Source organism: Microbispora sp. GKU 823 (assembly GCF_002027145.1).
Taxonomy (GTDB): Bacteria; Actinomycetota; Actinomycetes; order Streptosporangiales; family Streptosporangiaceae; genus Microbispora; species Microbispora siamensis.
On record NZ_MWJN01000008.1, the window covers coordinates 16,898 to 31,165 of the forward strand.

At 70.0% G+C, this 14,268-nt stretch carries 35 protein-coding genes; all 35 read right to left on the minus strand.

Annotated features, from left to right (window positions below; all coding sequences use genetic code 11):
* Window positions 1-30: 30 nt before the first annotated feature.
* Window positions 31-468 carry a hypothetical protein gene (locus tag B1L11_RS06485; RefSeq protein ID WP_079313639.1) on the minus strand — a complete coding sequence of 146 codons (438 nt, stop codon included), beginning with the start codon at window positions 466-468 and terminating at the stop codon, window positions 31-33.
* Window positions 469-509: 41 nt separating this feature from the next.
* Window positions 510-941, minus strand: a complete 432-nt coding sequence (locus tag B1L11_RS06490; RefSeq protein WP_079313640.1) for a hypothetical protein — start codon at window positions 939-941, stop codon at window positions 510-512.
* Window positions 938-1,180 carry a hypothetical protein gene (locus B1L11_RS06495; RefSeq protein ID WP_079313641.1) on the minus strand — a complete coding sequence of 81 codons (243 nt, stop codon included), beginning with the start codon at window positions 1,178-1,180 and terminating at the stop codon, window positions 938-940. The genes B1L11_RS06490 and B1L11_RS06495 overlap by 4 nt, the downstream gene beginning before the upstream one ends.
* 403 nt (window positions 1,181-1,583) lie before the next feature.
* Window positions 1,584-1,802 carry a hypothetical protein gene (locus tag B1L11_RS06500; RefSeq protein WP_079313642.1) on the minus strand — a complete coding sequence of 73 codons (219 nt, stop codon included), beginning with the start codon at window positions 1,800-1,802 and terminating at the stop codon, window positions 1,584-1,586.
* Between the two features lie 10 nt (window positions 1,803-1,812).
* Window positions 1,813-2,112, minus strand: coding sequence for a hypothetical protein (locus tag B1L11_RS06505; protein WP_143737050.1), 300 nt, complete (start codon window positions 2,110-2,112; stop codon window positions 1,813-1,815).
* Window positions 2,113-2,120: 8 nt separating this feature from the next.
* Complete coding sequence (locus B1L11_RS06510) at window positions 2,121-2,393, minus strand: hypothetical protein (RefSeq protein WP_179155006.1); 273 nt, start codon at window positions 2,391-2,393, stop codon at window positions 2,121-2,123.
* Entirely contained in the window at window positions 2,363-2,572 is a 210-nt protein-coding gene (locus tag B1L11_RS06515) for a hypothetical protein (RefSeq protein WP_143737052.1), read from the minus strand. Before B1L11_RS06515 ends, B1L11_RS06510 begins: the two co-directional genes overlap by 31 nt.
* Window positions 2,573-2,580: 8 nt before the next feature.
* Window positions 2,581-3,051 (minus strand): hypothetical protein, encoded by a 471-nt coding sequence (locus B1L11_RS06520; protein ID WP_079313646.1) that lies wholly within the window; start codon window positions 3,049-3,051, stop codon window positions 2,581-2,583.
* Complete coding sequence (gene thyX, locus B1L11_RS06525) at window positions 3,051-3,836, minus strand: FAD-dependent thymidylate synthase (RefSeq protein WP_079313647.1); 786 nt, start codon at window positions 3,834-3,836, stop codon at window positions 3,051-3,053. Before thyX ends, B1L11_RS06520 begins: the two co-directional genes overlap by 1 nt.
* Entirely contained in the window at window positions 3,833-4,099 is a 267-nt protein-coding gene (locus B1L11_RS06530; RefSeq protein ID WP_079313648.1) for a hypothetical protein, read from the minus strand. Before B1L11_RS06530 ends, thyX begins: the two co-directional genes overlap by 4 nt.
* Window positions 4,096-4,449 carry a DUF6221 family protein gene (locus B1L11_RS06535; RefSeq protein ID WP_079313649.1) on the minus strand — a complete coding sequence of 118 codons (354 nt, stop codon included), beginning with the start codon at window positions 4,447-4,449 and terminating at the stop codon, window positions 4,096-4,098. Before B1L11_RS06535 ends, B1L11_RS06530 begins: the two co-directional genes overlap by 4 nt.
* Window positions 4,446-4,781, minus strand: coding sequence for a DUF6221 family protein (locus B1L11_RS06540; RefSeq protein WP_079313650.1), 336 nt, complete (start codon window positions 4,779-4,781; stop codon window positions 4,446-4,448). Before B1L11_RS06540 ends, B1L11_RS06535 begins: the two co-directional genes overlap by 4 nt.
* Before the next feature lie 10 nt (window positions 4,782-4,791).
* Window positions 4,792-5,337 (minus strand): hypothetical protein, encoded by a 546-nt coding sequence (locus tag B1L11_RS06545; protein WP_143737054.1) that lies wholly within the window; start codon window positions 5,335-5,337, stop codon window positions 4,792-4,794.
* Window positions 5,334-5,510: a hypothetical protein gene (locus B1L11_RS46540; RefSeq protein ID WP_179155007.1), complete on the minus strand. Its 177-nt coding sequence runs from the start codon at window positions 5,508-5,510 to the stop codon at window positions 5,334-5,336. The genes B1L11_RS06545 and B1L11_RS46540 overlap by 4 nt, the downstream gene beginning before the upstream one ends.
* Entirely contained in the window at window positions 5,497-5,661 is a 165-nt protein-coding gene (locus tag B1L11_RS46545) for a hypothetical protein (RefSeq protein WP_179155008.1), read from the minus strand. Before B1L11_RS46545 ends, B1L11_RS46540 begins: the two co-directional genes overlap by 14 nt.
* Window positions 5,662-5,691: 30 nt before the next feature.
* A complete protein-coding gene (locus B1L11_RS06550) occupies window positions 5,692-6,858 on the minus strand; it encodes a hypothetical protein (RefSeq protein ID WP_143737056.1) in 1,167 nt (388 codons plus the stop codon).
* Window positions 6,859-6,957: 99 nt separating this feature from the next.
* Window positions 6,958-7,224, minus strand: coding sequence for a hypothetical protein (locus tag B1L11_RS06555; RefSeq protein WP_079313653.1), 267 nt, complete (start codon window positions 7,222-7,224; stop codon window positions 6,958-6,960).
* Window positions 7,224-7,400 (minus strand): hypothetical protein, encoded by a 177-nt coding sequence (locus B1L11_RS46550; protein ID WP_179155009.1) that lies wholly within the window; start codon window positions 7,398-7,400, stop codon window positions 7,224-7,226. Before B1L11_RS46550 ends, B1L11_RS06555 begins: the two co-directional genes overlap by 1 nt.
* Window positions 7,397-7,621 carry a hypothetical protein gene (locus tag B1L11_RS06560; RefSeq protein ID WP_079313654.1) on the minus strand — a complete coding sequence of 75 codons (225 nt, stop codon included), beginning with the start codon at window positions 7,619-7,621 and terminating at the stop codon, window positions 7,397-7,399. Before B1L11_RS06560 ends, B1L11_RS46550 begins: the two co-directional genes overlap by 4 nt.
* The gene (locus B1L11_RS06565; RefSeq protein WP_079313655.1) at window positions 7,618-7,947 is read right to left on the minus strand and encodes a hypothetical protein; all 330 of its coding nucleotides are present in this window, start codon (window positions 7,945-7,947) and stop codon (window positions 7,618-7,620) included. Before B1L11_RS06565 ends, B1L11_RS06560 begins: the two co-directional genes overlap by 4 nt.
* Window positions 7,940-8,182, minus strand: a complete 243-nt coding sequence (locus B1L11_RS06570; protein ID WP_079313656.1) for a hypothetical protein — start codon at window positions 8,180-8,182, stop codon at window positions 7,940-7,942. Before B1L11_RS06570 ends, B1L11_RS06565 begins: the two co-directional genes overlap by 8 nt.
* Complete coding sequence (locus tag B1L11_RS06575) at window positions 8,175-8,411, minus strand: hypothetical protein (protein ID WP_079313657.1); 237 nt, start codon at window positions 8,409-8,411, stop codon at window positions 8,175-8,177. Before B1L11_RS06575 ends, B1L11_RS06570 begins: the two co-directional genes overlap by 8 nt.
* An 86-nt stretch (window positions 8,412-8,497) precedes the next feature.
* Window positions 8,498-8,806 carry a hypothetical protein gene (locus tag B1L11_RS46555; RefSeq protein ID WP_079313658.1) on the minus strand — a complete coding sequence of 103 codons (309 nt, stop codon included), beginning with the start codon at window positions 8,804-8,806 and terminating at the stop codon, window positions 8,498-8,500.
* Entirely contained in the window at window positions 8,799-9,299 is a 501-nt protein-coding gene (locus tag B1L11_RS06585) for a helix-turn-helix transcriptional regulator (RefSeq protein ID WP_179155010.1), read from the minus strand. The genes B1L11_RS46555 and B1L11_RS06585 overlap by 8 nt, the downstream gene beginning before the upstream one ends.
* A gap of 73 nt (window positions 9,300-9,372) precedes the next feature.
* Entirely contained in the window at window positions 9,373-9,600 is a 228-nt protein-coding gene (locus tag B1L11_RS06590) for a hypothetical protein (RefSeq protein ID WP_079313660.1), read from the minus strand.
* Complete coding sequence (locus B1L11_RS06595; protein WP_079313661.1) at window positions 9,593-9,802, minus strand: hypothetical protein; 210 nt, start codon at window positions 9,800-9,802, stop codon at window positions 9,593-9,595. Before B1L11_RS06595 ends, B1L11_RS06590 begins: the two co-directional genes overlap by 8 nt.
* Window positions 9,795-10,100, minus strand: a complete 306-nt coding sequence (locus tag B1L11_RS06600; protein ID WP_079313662.1) for a helix-turn-helix transcriptional regulator — start codon at window positions 10,098-10,100, stop codon at window positions 9,795-9,797. Before B1L11_RS06600 ends, B1L11_RS06595 begins: the two co-directional genes overlap by 8 nt.
* A gap of 66 nt (window positions 10,101-10,166) precedes the next feature.
* Complete coding sequence (locus B1L11_RS06605) at window positions 10,167-10,379, minus strand: hypothetical protein (protein ID WP_079313663.1); 213 nt, start codon at window positions 10,377-10,379, stop codon at window positions 10,167-10,169.
* 134 nt (window positions 10,380-10,513) lie between these two features.
* Window positions 10,514-11,305, minus strand: a complete 792-nt coding sequence (locus tag B1L11_RS06610; protein WP_143737058.1) for a hypothetical protein — start codon at window positions 11,303-11,305, stop codon at window positions 10,514-10,516.
* Window positions 11,306-11,395: 90 nt separating this feature from the next.
* Entirely contained in the window at window positions 11,396-11,872 is a 477-nt protein-coding gene (locus tag B1L11_RS06615) for a hypothetical protein (RefSeq protein ID WP_218670939.1), read from the minus strand.
* Complete coding sequence (locus tag B1L11_RS06620; protein ID WP_079313665.1) at window positions 11,869-12,579, minus strand: hypothetical protein; 711 nt, start codon at window positions 12,577-12,579, stop codon at window positions 11,869-11,871. The genes B1L11_RS06615 and B1L11_RS06620 overlap by 4 nt, the downstream gene beginning before the upstream one ends.
* The gene (locus tag B1L11_RS06625) at window positions 12,576-12,764 is read right to left on the minus strand and encodes a hypothetical protein (RefSeq protein WP_079313666.1); all 189 of its coding nucleotides are present in this window, start codon (window positions 12,762-12,764) and stop codon (window positions 12,576-12,578) included. Before B1L11_RS06625 ends, B1L11_RS06620 begins: the two co-directional genes overlap by 4 nt.
* Window positions 12,752-13,147 (minus strand): hypothetical protein, encoded by a 396-nt coding sequence (locus tag B1L11_RS06630; RefSeq protein ID WP_079313667.1) that lies wholly within the window; start codon window positions 13,145-13,147, stop codon window positions 12,752-12,754. Before B1L11_RS06630 ends, B1L11_RS06625 begins: the two co-directional genes overlap by 13 nt.
* Window positions 13,144-13,410 carry a helix-turn-helix domain-containing protein gene (locus B1L11_RS06635; protein ID WP_079313668.1) on the minus strand — a complete coding sequence of 89 codons (267 nt, stop codon included), beginning with the start codon at window positions 13,408-13,410 and terminating at the stop codon, window positions 13,144-13,146. Before B1L11_RS06635 ends, B1L11_RS06630 begins: the two co-directional genes overlap by 4 nt.
* Window positions 13,410-13,877 carry a hypothetical protein gene (locus tag B1L11_RS06640; RefSeq protein ID WP_079313669.1) on the minus strand — a complete coding sequence of 156 codons (468 nt, stop codon included), beginning with the start codon at window positions 13,875-13,877 and terminating at the stop codon, window positions 13,410-13,412. Before B1L11_RS06640 ends, B1L11_RS06635 begins: the two co-directional genes overlap by 1 nt.
* Between the last annotated feature and the right edge of the window lie 391 nt (window positions 13,878-14,268).

Genomic DNA, 14,268 nt, shown 5'->3' on the forward strand with positions numbered 1-14,268 from the left:
CAAGGCAGGGCTGAGCGGGCGTCACGCCTCTTATCTGCCGGAGGCGCCGATCTGGGCGATGGTCCATCCGCTGATATCTGCGAGACGGATCCTCCAGATCGCTCCGGTACCGCCCGGCAGGCGGTCTCCGGTGACGGGGAAGGCATCGATGAGGTGCAGGTACTCCGGGAGGTCCGGCTCGGAGTCGGAGTCGAGGCCGCCGGCGAGCGCGGCGGCGCGGTAGCGCTCGCGACGCTCCTCCGCACGCTTGGCGATACCTGTGAAGAAGACTTCGAGCCCTTCCCCCTCGGGTATCTCCTCGACTCGTGATCGGCGGATCTGCGTCATCACTGCATCGGCGTACTCTTCCGGAGAGACCAGAAGTCCTGTGATGATCGCGCCGTTCACGGCAAGGGTGACGCCCATTTGCCCCTTCGCCGTGTCCACGGCGAAGACCAGGGCCCGGAGTACTGGGTCGGTGGTGCTCATGGGGTCAGGGTAGAGATCAGGACCGACAGTTTTCCCGCCATTCACCTGCCGATGCATGCAGCCTGCGCGGCGGACAGAGCGTTCTCCTGGTCGACGGCGCCCGTGTCGAGGTTCCTCGGGTTCATGGCGGTGGCGGCCTCAACGATCCGCCAGGCGACGTTGCCCCAGTCTCCGGACAGGTTCTGCACCTTCAGGGCGGCGGCTTCGAGCGCGGCCTGGTGCCTGGCCTTCCAGACGTCGGCGACGCGCCAGGGGTGGGCGAGCTCGGTCTGCAGGGTGTTGTCGTTCTGGCGTTTGGCTTCGCGGGCCGCGTCATCGTAGGCGGTGATGAAGGTGCGGCACGCCTCGGCGATGGGTGCCGGGGTGCGGTCGGTGTCGAGGAGGCCGGCGGTGAGCAGGATGCCAATAGTGGCGGCGCCGGATAAGGCGGCGGTGACGACGATGGTGAGGATGGTCTTGGTGGGGGCGTTCACTTGCGCTCCACGTGCTTGAGCATGGCGGTGAGGATTTTCTGGGTGGCGTCGTCTCCCAGCTCAGTGGGCGGGTACACCTGGTCGCCTCGTTCCATCCATGCCAGCGTGCGGTGTTGACCGGGCTGCTCGCGGATGCATAGCCGGTCGCCGTCCTTGTAGGCCCAGCCGGGGAACAGGTCGGCTACGACGTGGCGCAGGGCGTCGTTGATGACGGCCTGGATCGTCGTGGGCTCCGTCATTGCGCTACCTCTCCCTCGCGCCGTTGCCGTGGGGCTGAGGATCATCCTCCTCCCGGCGGTCTCGGTGCGCTGGCGAATACGGCTACTGGGCGGGTTGCTGGAGCGCGGACGAACCTCCCCCAGGGTTCCGATAGCTTGCGGGAACTTTCGTTCTCGGGGGTGATTCTTCAGGCGCGCGGAGCCCGTTTTCATGCCGCTGTGAATAGGGTCAACCAGCGTGATGGGTGACGCGGTCGCCACCGAACGATTTTCAGATCGGAAAGAGTTGCCGTGGAAACGCGGAACCCGGGCGCTCGCCGTACGGCGGGCATCCCGGGTTCCTCAGCGCGATGCGTAAGCGCGATGCGTAGCACCTTGGCCGCCGAGCGGCTTGGGCCAGCGCGTCGGCCCATCGCCGTAAACGCTACTCCTCGGGTGACCACCGCATCGCGTCGCCGCCCAGCTCCCACTCCTCGACCAGGCCGTCGATGTCGTCCAGGAGGTCATCGACATCGCGATCATCGACGTCGCCCGGACCCAACCAGCCCGAATCGTCCACCGGGGAGGCGAGGACGACCGTGCTGGCCCAGGTGATGTCGCTGCCGTACAGCACCGGCGGGGTGGCGGACGGTTCGCCGGTCACGAGGCAGATGCTACTCGTCGAGCACCGCCCCGACCCCACCGGGCAAGAGCAAGGTGGACCGGAGCTCCGGCTCGTAGACGAACGTCCACTCGGTCACGTCGCCGCGCCGCTTCTTCGTCACCGAGTCGAGCGGAACTTTCGGCAGCGGCACGGGGGCGGACTTCACGGCGCGTGCGGCGAGCAAGAGCGTCCGACGCCGGACGTACCACTCGGGCAGCCAGGCCCGGGCGGTGGCCACCAGCTCCATGCGGGTCCCGCCGTACACGCCGCGGTTGACGCTCCAGTGCTTGAGCTCCACGAGGGGGGTCATGCCGCCCATCATTCCCCGTCCGGGAGTCGCATGAGGCGGCCGTCGCGCACGACGTACCGACGGAGACCTCGGGTTCGTCGCCATCCGTCCGGGCTGCCCGGGATGATCGTCAGCCAGCCGTCATCCTCGTCGTCGTCGCGGCCTTCGGCTGCGTCGCGGGTGATCTGCTCGGCCTCGGCGATGGCCGCCCGGGCCTTGGCCCGCTCGGACATGCGCTGCTCCCAGCCCTCGTCGCCGCGCTGCTGCCCGGTCATACCGTCCTCGCCTCCGGCTTCGGCCACGGCTGGATCCACTTGCCTGGGCATTCCTCGTCGAGCCGCTTCGGCTCGCAGTGATGGCAGATGGATTCGCCGCAGACGGTGCAGCGCGGCCCGTTGTGGCCGATGCCGGGCTCCTCGACGTCGAAGGCGAAGTCGTCGATGTCGCCGTCTTCGTCGCGCTGGAACTGGTGCTTCGCCATGCGGCCCATCATCCTGCGTCCGTAAGCACCTCGTCGGCGGTGGAGGCCAGCAGCGCGGCGGCGGCCGAGATCTCCCGCACCTGCTCGGCGGGCAGCTCCGCGAGGGCGGCACGCAACTGGTCGAGGTCGCCCCGGTAGGCCAGCCCCATCGCGCCGGACGCCTGCATGGTGCGCTGCACCAAGGCGAAGCCCTCACTGAATCTCGTGAGGCCTTCGGCCATCATCTGGAAGACGTCAGGCAGCGGGGCCTCCGCGTCGAGCTTCGCGAGCTCGCGGGGATTGGTCCACAGGTGTCCCCTGTCGTCCCACTCGACGTTCACGGCGACACACCAGCCGGACACGTCGCCGTCGTAGACCTGCCCTGTCCGGGACTTGCCTTCGGGGCGCGGGGCGACGGTGCCGGCCCAGTCGTCGCGGTATCGGTGGCGGACGCGGGTGCCGACGGGGAGCACCTCAGGCGCCTGCTCGATTGTGAACATCAGACTTTCCTCCAGCCGGGGATCCACGCCCCGTCCTGCACCTGGTAGTCGCCGAATAGGGCCGGGCACTCGGCCCGCATGATCTCCCCGATGCGGTTGAAGACGAGGCGGATCTCCTCCTCCGCCCCCTGGGCGGTGCGGGCCTCGATCGTGTGCCGCAGGGTGCGGACGTTGGCCGTCCAGACCAGGCCTGTCGCCAGACCTTCGGGGGCGAAGCGGCGCATGAACGAGGTGCGGTGCTTCTTGTGAGCGAAGTCGACGCCGTCGTCGTCCAGGCCGAAGTGGCCGGCCGCCCAGATCTGGAACTCCTCCATCCGGTCGAGCATCTCGCCAGCGCGCTTCATCAGCTCGGCGTCCTCGCGCGCCCAGTCTGGGAACCAGAACGGCAGCTCGTCCAGGCGGACGAAGCGGAGGGACTCCTGCGAGATCGCCACCCCGGGCCGGTGGCGTACCAGCTCGTGGGTGAGCACCCGCGAGACGTTGTGCAGCACGAAGCTGAAGCTGAGGTGTTCGAGCACGGACCCGTGGGCGGAGGCGAGGATGTTGTGCAGGTACGCCTCCTGGTCGGTGCGCACCCTCGTGACGTTGGGGTTCAGGCCCGGCTCGAACGACCGGTAGCACAACCTGCCGGCGAACTCGGCGAGATTCTGAGCGTCGAACTCGCCGCGCTCCAGCCGCTCAAGCCAGGACTCCCCACCCACTTCGCGGAGGTAGCGGGCCAGCTCGTCATAGTCGACGGACGGTTTGCCGACGAGGAACACCTCGGGCTCAACATGGCGGGTCACGGCTCAATCTCCCGCTGCTCGTCTTCCCGCCACTTCCGCATCGCTTCCTCCAGCTCCTCGCCATCAAGCACGACGGCGCCATCCGGGCCGAGGATGTGCATCGGCGCGTGCGCGTTGTAGTCCCTGCCGAACACCTGGCAGGCCACGGCCTCGTCGAGGGACGCGTACTCTTCCTGGCCTTGGACTCCGTACCGCATGTAGACGGCGGCCCAAATGACGGACTTACCGTCCTGATCGATCACCTTGGTCGGCGGGCGGGTCATGGCGCCCATCCTTGCTGCCAGCCGGGCCGGTGACGATACCCCCGGGCGAGCAGGCGGACCGTACGGCATGGCCAGGAATCGCCGCTCCTCGGGTCGTGGACCATGCACACCTGGCGCTCCATCTTGAGCCCAACCCAGCCGGGTGCATGCTCATCCAGGATGGCGAGATCGGCCTCGCAGCGGGCGACCGCATCGCGCGGGAGGTTGGCCTGGATGTGCTCGGCCTCGGCGTCGAGTGCGCAGTCCCCGGCGTACTGCGCGGCCCACTCCACGGAGCTGTCGTTGGCGGCCTTTGCCTTGGCGAGGTCGCCTTCGATCGTGGCGCGGAGCCAGGTGATCAGCTCGTTCACGACGCCTCACTCTCGGGCTGGATGCCGTACTTCGTCGCGAGGATGGTCAGGGTGGGGATCGGGAGGAACTCGTCGTCGCCAGGCCCGTAGTAGCCGAGGTGCGCGTCGAGGAGCTTCAGGTCGGCCTCGCAGTCCCGAATCACTTGGGAGGGCTGGTTGGCCGCGATGTGCTCGGCGTCGTGGTCGTCGTGGACCCATTCCACGATCTCGTTGGTGATGTGGCCAACGTGGATTACGCCGCCTGCTGCCTCCCATTCGCCCTGTGTGGCGGCCTTGGTCTTGGCCAGGCGGCTTTCGATCTGGGCGCGTAGCCGGGTGATCGGGTCGTCCATCACATTCCCCCTAGAACATTCCCGCTGGCCAGCACGAGCTGGCCTCGGCCCAGGTTGCGCCGCAGTCGAGGCACTGCCGTCGCTGGTGCCGATCGCCCATCGCGGTGACGTCGATCGTCTGGTGGTGCGGGCAGTCGAGCACACCGCTGCCGCGCAGGCCGCCGACAAGGTCAGTAAGGATGCCGTGGATCGCGGCGGTGTCCGCGCGGAGCCCGGCGTAGGCGGCCGACGAGGTGAGGACCGAGGTGGGGAGCTGGGTGTCGCAGGCCGGGCACAGGGCGGCGAGGGTCTGGCCGGTGACGGTCGAGGTGACGGGCATCGCGGCCGGGTGGGTGCAGCCGGGCCGAACGGCCGGCGCCCTCCTGGTGGCCGGGCGCGGTGACCCCACCGGTCGGGCCGCCCGCCAGACGAGCAGCGCGGCGGCGAGCAGGGCGACGGCGAGGACCGCGCGCCGCCAGTCCTGGTGGGCGATGGCGAACACGGCGGTGACCATGGCGAAGCCGGTCGTAGAGCCTGCTGCGATCGCGGCCAGCGAGCGGAGGCGGCGAGCGCTCATGACTGGTGCCTCCCGTCGAGGTCGGCTTGCAACTCGGCCAGCCGGGCCCGAGCACGCATGCGGGCGGCGTTCAGATCAACGACCGCGTGCCGGGTCGCGTTCCGCGTCGCGGTCTGCCGGGCGAACATGTCCTCGACCGTGTCCAGGAACCGCTCAATGTCAGGGTCGATCACGCTCGTCCTCCTGGTCGTAGGCGAGCAGCTGCGCCGCCAGCTCGCGCCGCTCCTCGGGTGTCAGGCGGACCGGCCAGTGGCCGGGCAGCAGCAGGACGTCGTCCGAACTGAGGCAGGGGACGACGGTCACGGGGGCGGGAGAGGGCAACACGACTCCCCCATTCTCCCCTGGCCGGGCCGGTCACGCGGAGCCTTCGGCGCCGCAGGCCGGCTCGTCCTGAGTGCCGATGCAGCGCCAGAACTTGGGCATGGCGTGGCGCTCGGGTGCGATGGCGGGCAGGGGCCGGCCGCCGACCGTGGCCGCGGCCTTGCCGGCCCGCTCGACGATGGTGTGCTCGACGTGGATGCTGCCGCTACAGGACGGGCAGGGCGGCCAGGGCAGCGTGAGGATCTCGGCCTCAGTGAGCGGCCGGTTGTACGGCGCGCGGAGGATGAGCCGCAGGGTGTCGGGGTCGATCCGGATCGGGTCCACCACCGGGAGGGTGCCGGCCGTACGGGTCTCGGCGTCATCCCGTGGGCCGGGGGTGAGGACCTGGTGCGCGACGGCCGACGGCAGCGACGACTCCAGCCGCGCGAGGTCGGCGGCTTCGGCCTGTTCGCGTTCGTGCTCGTCGTGCTCGGTCTCATAGATGATGTTGCCGCAGGCCCCGCAGGCGTAGTAGTGCCGTTCGTCGTCCCAGGCGACGCGGCGTTCGCCGCAGGTGGGTCGGGGACAGCGGATCGGCGAGCTGGTGCTCGGGCGGGCGTCTTTGTTGAGGTGCCGGAGGATGCGCTCCCAGTTGAAGACCTTCCGCGGCAGGCCGGTCATGTCCTCGTGGGCGAGGATGTCGGCCAGGTGGTCGGCGAGCCAGCCGATGGTGCGGGAGCGGGGGTGTGAGCCGCGGGGGCCGACCGGGGTGGTTGGGCGCGGTTGGTAGCCGCGCAGGGAGCGCCATTCGTCTTCGACGTCGAACAGGTCGCCGACGAGGCGGTCGAGGATGTCGGCGGCTGGGGACACGGAGCCGGAGGTCTTGGAGCCGGAGACGCGGCCGTCGCCTCCGCCGCCGCGGGCGCGGTGGCCGTCGCTGGTGGCGGCGAGTTGGGCGGCCTGCGTGTCCAGCTCCAACAGGCTGCGGCGGGTGGCGGCGATGTCGCGCTCGCAGAACAGCGGGTTGCCGGGCTTCCAGTAGATGGTGGGCTGGTCGGGCTCGGCCGGCGGCTCGCCCTCCTGGCCGTTGCGGAACCAGGTGTCGATTTGGTCGGCGTGGTCTTCGACGGCGCGCTGGTAGGCGGCCCATGTGGTGCGGTTGCGGTGGTTGCATCCGCCCATGCAAGCTCCGGCGGGCGTGTACGGGTCCGTGGTGGGCATTGTCGGCTCCCCGATTCGTTAGCCTTTGAGGTGCCGGTGACGTCGGTGATTGGCTGTTGGGAGGGGTGGCCCTGGCGGGGGCTGCCCCTTCCTGCCGTTTTAAGGCGTGGGCGTGTGCGGGTGTTCCTGCCGGTGCGCGGTGAGCTGGGCTTCGGCCTGGCGGCGCTTGCGCTTCTCGACGATGTAGGCGAGGGCCCAGATGGCGACGGCGGCTTCGGTGAAGGCGAGGTGTCCGCCGGGGCCGAGGATGAAGTCCCAGGCGGCCAGGGCTGCGCCGGTGACGACTTGGAGCACGGCGAAGGGGATGTCGAGGCTTTCTGGGCCTCGGCGGATTCCGGCGGCGAGCTGGGTCTTGAGGTTGGGCATCAGCGGTTCCTTCGGTGGTAGGTGGTCTTCATTCGGCGGGTGCGGGCTCGGTGCGCCTGCTGCGCGGCCCTGACCGGGGCGAGGCGTTTGGCGATGGCCCGCTGGGCGGCGCGGATCGCACGGGCGAACCGGCGGGTGTCGGCGGTGAGGCGGACGTGGACATCGGCGGTGCTCACGAAGTCGGCCCCTTGTCGCGGTTCGTGGGGCCGATCTCCCGCGTCATCCATGCGATGAAGGCGATGAGGAAGACGTCCAGGACCAGCGCCTGCGCATCCCGGTCCCGGACCGGGCCTCCCGCCGCGAGGTGCCAGATCGTGGCGCCGATGGAGACGAGCGCGCTGAGGATGCCCAGGGCCGCGAGGATTCTCAGGGCGATTATGGCGGTTCTCAGGTTCATCGCGACGTCGGCCCTTCCGGGGAAGCGGTCCCGGACAGGGCGCGGATCGCCTCCGAGATGAGCTTTCGGCCCTTCGTGTCGTCCACGTCGTCGAGGTAGCCGTCTTCGTCGAACGTGGCCTTGATGTGGCCTGCCCGGGCGAGGGCCGCGTACAGCTCGTACTGCCAGCTGGAGTTGCCGAAGGGGCGTTTGCCGTTGAACCCCTCGCCGTGGTCCCACACGAGGGAGAGGAGCGCGATCAGGTAGTCCCTGATCGTGGCGGCGTCGGCGTCGTTGGGCGGCATGGGCGTGTCCAGGATCTGGGCGCCAGTCAGGCCCTCACTCATGATCAATTCCTCTCGTAGCTGGGCGGGGGCGGTTGGAGTCGGCTTCGGTGTGGGCGCGCTCGTACTGCTCCTCGCCCAGGTAGGCGACCGGGCAGCCCTTGCCGTCGTCGCGCCAGCGGATGCCTTCGCCGGCCTCGAAGGTGAACGAGAAGCCGGTGAGTTTCGGCGCTCCGCGGTAGTCGATGCGGTCGGCGATCCTGCGTAGCAGTTCGGCGATACGGGGCAGGTCAGCCATTGTCGGTGTCCTTGGGGTGGGGTTCGTCGGCGCGGAGGGCGTTGAGCAGGGCCCGCTCGTAGTCGGCCTTGTACCGGTCGCGGCCTTCGGTGCGCATGGTGTCGAGGTCGGGCTGGACGGGGCGTTGGAGGACCTCGTCGAGGAAACCCATGTAGTGCTCGATGGCCGCTTGCCAGCACTCCGGCTGCATGTCGTGGTGAGTGAGATGCAGAAGGCAATCGCCGAGCATCGGCCCGTCCCCGTCGCCAGCGGGTTCCTTGCGGGAAGCTTCGTTCCCTTGGGTGATCTCGGGGGTTGTTACGGTGCGTGAGCTGGTCATTTGGCGGTCCCGTGTTCGATCTCGTCGGCCGCCGCGAGGAGCACAGCGACGATGCTGGATCCCTCGCGCAGGCGGTCGTGCCGGTCGATGAACCGCCGGGTGCCGGTCCGGAAGCCCTGGTCGTCGTCGGGGATGCCGCGGAGGTGGGCGGCGATGCGGGCGCGCTCCTGGCCAGCGATAAACGGGGCGGCGGCCTCAAGGGCGGCGCGGGCGAACGCTTCCGTGTCCCACTCTCGGCTTTCACGGTGTTCGCGCCCGATCGCCTCGGCTGCGGCTTGGACGGCTTCCGCCGGAATGTCAGGCATGGGGGTCTTCCTGGTGGTCGTGGGTGGTGGGGATGCGGGCGGCGTGGTAGGCGACCGCTGAGACGCCGGCCTGGTCGAGTTGGTGGCGGGCGTGGTCGAGCAGCGCCACGCACAACGCCCGCTCCCGGGCGGGCATCGTGGTGAGGTCGGCCCGGTCGAGCTGCACGATGGAGCCGTCCGTGCCCAGGTAGACCAGCGCGGGCCGATCCACCGGCAGCACCGCGCCGGGCTCAGCCTCCGCAGGCGCAGGCGCGTCGGGGGCCGGGTGGCCATTCAGGACCGCCATCAACGCGCCCGGTCTCCAGCCGAGCACCCGGGCCGCGGCCTGCACGGTGCGGACGCTGACGGGTGTGCCGGCTTCGAGGCGTTGCCAGGAGTTCAGGGATAGGCCTGCTCGTTCGGCGGCGGCTTGTTGGGTGGGGATGCCGAGCTGTTGGCGGCGTTCGCGGACGGTGCGGGCGAGGGTGGGCCAATCTCCGGAGGGGATGCTCACTGGGCACCGCCCTTGGGCATGGCGGGCGGCGGGGTGGTGAGCACGTATGTGCCGGTGTGCTGGACCCACTCGCCTAGGCCGGCACGAACAGTCGGCCGCCCATCCGGCCCGGGGTGTACTCCAGCGTGCGGGCGAACCACTGGCCGTGCAGGTCGTACAGCTCCAGGCGGCGCGTCTCCTCCGGGGTCATGTGCTGGGTGCGCATCCAGTCGAGCAGCCGGTTCCAGGCGGGGGTGCCTTCGAGGCCGTGGGTGTCGGGGTCGCGGGAGTCGTACACGAAGGTCGGGGTCGGTTCAGCCACGGCCGGTCTCCTTCTCGTAGCGGAAGATGATCTCCTCGTCGGTGGCGAGGACCTCGACGACGTCGTCCCACCGGGCGCGGTCTTCGCCGAGCTCCTGGTTGAGGACGGCGATGACGCGGCCGACCTGGCCCCAGTTCGTCGGGTTGGGCAGGGCGTACTCGACCCAGGTCTTCGTGCGCTCGCGGCGCGAGTAGTCAGCCACGGCGGGCCTCCGATCGGTCCAGGCCGAGCAGCTCGTACGCGTTCGACCACCCGGCCGGGGTGAGCTGGTAGAAGCGGCGGCGCGGGTACGGGGCGTTCTGCCAGGTGCCGGTGATCCAGCCTTCGAGTTCGAGCTGGTCGAGGCAGATGTACACGCGGGCGGGGCTGATGCCGGCGAGCTGGGACAGGATCAGGCCGGACAGGTTGGTCGCGTCCGTCAGCAGGGCGAGCAGGACGCGGCGCATGGGCCGGGTGCCGGTGATCCCGGCGAGAGTGCGGGGCTTGGTCAACAGCGACATCGGGTCTTCTCTCGTGGTCAAGGGGGCTGGTGGCGGGCCCGCGGCCGGCGGACCCGCCACGGTTGGTCACTCCGGCTCGGAGCCGTCCTCGTTGATCGGGTAAGCGTCGGAGTAGCCGGCGCTGCCGTCGTCGGTTTCGATCCACTCGGTCACGGGTTGGCCGAAGGCGGCGACGAACTGATCGGCGACGTTCGGGGCGCCGATCCATCGCTGGGCGACGGTTGTGCCGTCGGGGTGGACGATCTCGACGGTGACGTAGGTGCGGGGGCCGGTCGGCATGGGTGTCTCCTGCGGTTGCTGGTGCAAGTCGCGGGGCACCCAAGCACAAAACGTCGTTAACGTCCTTGTGCAGGTCAGGAGGGGTGAACATCGCCTGGCTTCATGTTCGCCGAGGGTCATGTTCGGCGTGAGCATTAGGCCTCGCCCCCGGCTGTGACGGCGGCGATTTGCTGCGGGACGATCGTGGACAGCCAGCCCGGCCACGCGGCGCGGACGGCGGCGTCGAGGGCGGCGGCGAGCCGCTCCCCCACGGTGCCTTCGCGGCCGGCGGTCTCGGTCACCAGCCCCACCACGGCGAGGAGGAGGGCGTCGGCGGTGCGGCGGATCACCTCCGCCAGCTGCTGCCCCGTCTGCTCGGCGATCCGCACCTGCGCTTCGGCGATGCCCATGTCGTGCGCGGTCTTGGCGTAGCGGACGACGCGGTCGCGTTCCTGGCCTTCGAGGACGGTCAGCGCGCGGGCGGCTTCGCCGGTGACGTAGATCCCGATGTCTTTGACGGCGCCGTGGGTGTGGCCGACGAGCCCGGCGCCGGGGCCGAGTTCGGGGTCTCCCCCGCCGAGCCCGGCGGGGCCGCCGTCCGCGTCCTGGTCTTGGGCGTCGGTGAACTGCCGCTCCAGGAGGCCCGCGTACAGGTGTGCGCGCAGCCAGGACATCTGCAGCATGCCGAGCACGGCCTCGGTGTGGCTGACGACCGCCTGGCCCGACAGCGCGGACCACGCGGTGATGGCCTCGCCCTTCGCCTTCAGCAACTCGGTGGACTGCCCGCCATGGTTTCGGCACACCGCGGTGCCGCGAATCGCCGAGGCGTGGCAGTGGTCGCCGGGGCGGCGCTTGGAGCGCTTGGTGCACTCCCAGCGGTTGTGCTCCTCGCACCAGCGGGCCCCGGCTTGCCTCATGAGGTCGTCGCTGCTCAAGGGGTCAGCCACGAGCGCCGTTCCTGGGGAAGTCGCGGGCCTTGATCTTGGCCATGCGTCCGTCGGGGTGGTGCCAGACGATGCCCTCGTGGTCCCAGCCGGTCAGGAAGGCCGCGAGCCCGTCGTAGTCGCGGGGTGCGAGGGCGCTTCGCGGCGGAGGTTGAGCGGTGCGCAGCCGTGGCGCATGAGGACGTGGCCGTCGAAGCCGTCCGGGTTGCCGTTGACCTTGGGCCCGAGCAGTTCGTAGGTGCCCGTCTCGTGGGCCGGGGTGTTGGCGAGCGCCTCGTGGAAGGCCTTGGCGAACGAGGACTGCTCGACGGGCTCCCAGCCGATGGTCTTGCCGGTCTCCTCATCGGTGGAGATGGCCTGGAAGCTGGGCGGGGGCGTCTTGCCGGGCTTGACTTCGCGGCGGGCCCACCAGGCGCCGTGGTCGTCGAGCATGACGCAGGTGCCGTCCCATTTGACGGTGGGTGTGCCCTCGCCGTCGAAGACCCAGGCGCAGTCGGGGTTCGGTTCGCGGGTGACGTGCTTGGGGTTGCCGTTCCAGTCGCGGGTGAGGATGGTCGGGATCTTTTTCACGGGGCTTCCTTCGCGGGGCTGTGATCGTCTGTGCGGGTTTCAGGGTCCGGACACACCGGGGGTTGGGGGCGCGCGTCCGGCTCTGTGGCGCTCAGGGCCGCGTGTGGGGCTTCCGGGACCTCTGGGGCGGGCGGGATGTCCGCGGTGAGGATGAAGGCGATGCCGCGGTAGGCCTCGATCGCGATGGTGCGGGGGTCGCCCTGGACGGCGCCGCCGATGGGCAGGGTGGGCAGGTGGGTGGCGAACTGCTCGGCGAGCCAGTCCCGGTTCTCACCTCGGGTGTCCTCGATGGCCTTGGCGCGGGCTTGCAGGTGGGCGGCAATGCGGTGGCGTTCGTCGTCGCGGATCGCGGCGTGCTGGGCGGTGACCATGGCCGGGGTGTCGGCGGGGCTGCCTGTGGTGATGGTGCGGGCGGCCGTGAGAGCGGCGTCGAGGGCGTGGATCTTGTAGCCCGGGTGGGCGTTCTCGGCGACGACCGCCATGCGCTCCAGCAGGTCGGCGAGCGGGGCGCGGGCGTTCAGGAGGGCGGCAAGCAGTCCGGCGGGGACCGCGTCCGCTTCGGCGCACGTTCCGCAGTCCACGCAGGCTGCCAGGTAGTCGCCGCCGACTTTGACGATGTCGGCGTTGTGGGTGGCGGGGTGGATTGGTGTCGAGCGCAGCCGTGCGGCGGCGGCGCGGAGTTCCTCGGCGGTGGTCTGGTGGCTCATCGGGTGTCTCCGGTTGTCGTGGTGTCGGCGCGGCGGGCTCGCATGCGTTCGAGGCGCTGTGCGTCGGTCGGTGGGGTCCACTGGCGCCAGCCGGCGGCCTGGGTCCAGCGGCGGGCGTGGAGACGCTGCTCGATGCCGCAGTGGGTGCAGCCGTTCGGCGAGGTCTCGGCCATCAGAACCGCCACCAGCCGTCGTAGCCGTCCGGGACCGCCGGGAAGGCGGCGAGCATCGGCCGCAGCAGCGCGAGGTGCCGCTCGATCACGTCGGGCGCTCCGGCTCCCCAGTAGGTGTCGCCGTCCCAGCGGCCTTCGCAGTCGCCGCCGTACCGGCCGTCGGTGAAGCGGTCGAGGAACTCGACGGCGTCGGCCGCGCGCTCGTCCTGGAGGTCCCGGAGGTTGCCGACACAGGCGGCCGTCACGCCATTGCGGCGGCGGAACCAGACGGCGTCGACCCGGCACCAGTAGGACCGTCGGCCGTCCGGGTAGGCGTTCTCGCTGGTGATACGGAGGCTGGTGAGGTCGACGGCGTAGGGGCGGCGGGAGATCAGGAAGCGGTCTTCGCGGATCATGAGCGGGCTCCGGTGGTCGTGGTGGTGGCGCGGTAGCGGGTGCTGAGGCGCTTGCCGAGGGCGGGGTCGGGAGCCCGGGTGATCTCGACGTGGCCGGCGTCGGCGAGGCGCTGCAACGCGGTCCGCGCCGTGGTGTTGCTGAGGCCGAGGACGCGGGCGAGGTCGTGGGAGGTGAACTCGCGGCCGGGGAACCTGGCGAGGTGGGCGGCGACGAGCTCGTGGGCGCGCTCGGCTGTGGCTTGTGCGGCGTGGGTGGTGGCCATCAGGCGGTTCCTCCGGGGGTGAGGCGGGGGCGGGGCAGGTGGACGACGTACGGGCGGCCGCAGGCGCTGATGCGGTAGCGGACGCCGTACGTGGCCGCGTGGTGGTGGACCTCGCCGCAGAACGGGCACAGGACGAGGGCGATGGTCCGGCCGCTGTGGGGCGAGGTGTCGGCGACTGCGGTCACGCGTGTGGTGACGACGCAGACTTCGGCGACGGCGGGGCGGCCGACGTGCCGGCAGACGGTGGCGCAGGGGGTGACCACCGGGAGGGTGCCGATGCAGTCGGCTGTCTGGTCTTCGGGTGTGGGTTGTCCGCAGGTGAGGCAGGTCGGGTTGCAGGGCATGGCGCGGTCTTCGGTGTCGCGGCGCGGTTGGGCGCGGTGCGCGGAGATCCGCGGGGTGGTCTTCGCCGGGTTGGGGGGCTCGGGCGTGTCGAGGGCGAAGAGCGTGTCTTGGGTGAGGGTCATGACCGGCCGCCTTTGAGGGGGCGGATGTGGTCACGCTGTGTTGCTCTTCGGTATTTCCGGTATCTCCGGTACGTGTCGTGTACCGGGGAGCGGTGTTGGTCACCCTGTGGTGCCCTTAGAGGGTAGATATATATACATAGAGTAGTTTGATCTTGAAACCCCTTACTCTTTAGGGACTCCCCTACAGGCTTCCTGACCAGCCTTATCCGGTATGTCAGGGCCCTTCCCGGTATCTGTCCGGTACTTCTCCGGTACATCACGCACTGTGACATCCGAAGGTCCGCCACTCCCCCGCACCCCGTGATCCGGAGTGCCAGGGATACCGGAGATACCGGAAATACCGAAGAGGCGAGTTTCCGCAGGTCAGCATGCGGTTTGCTATCCGGTACCC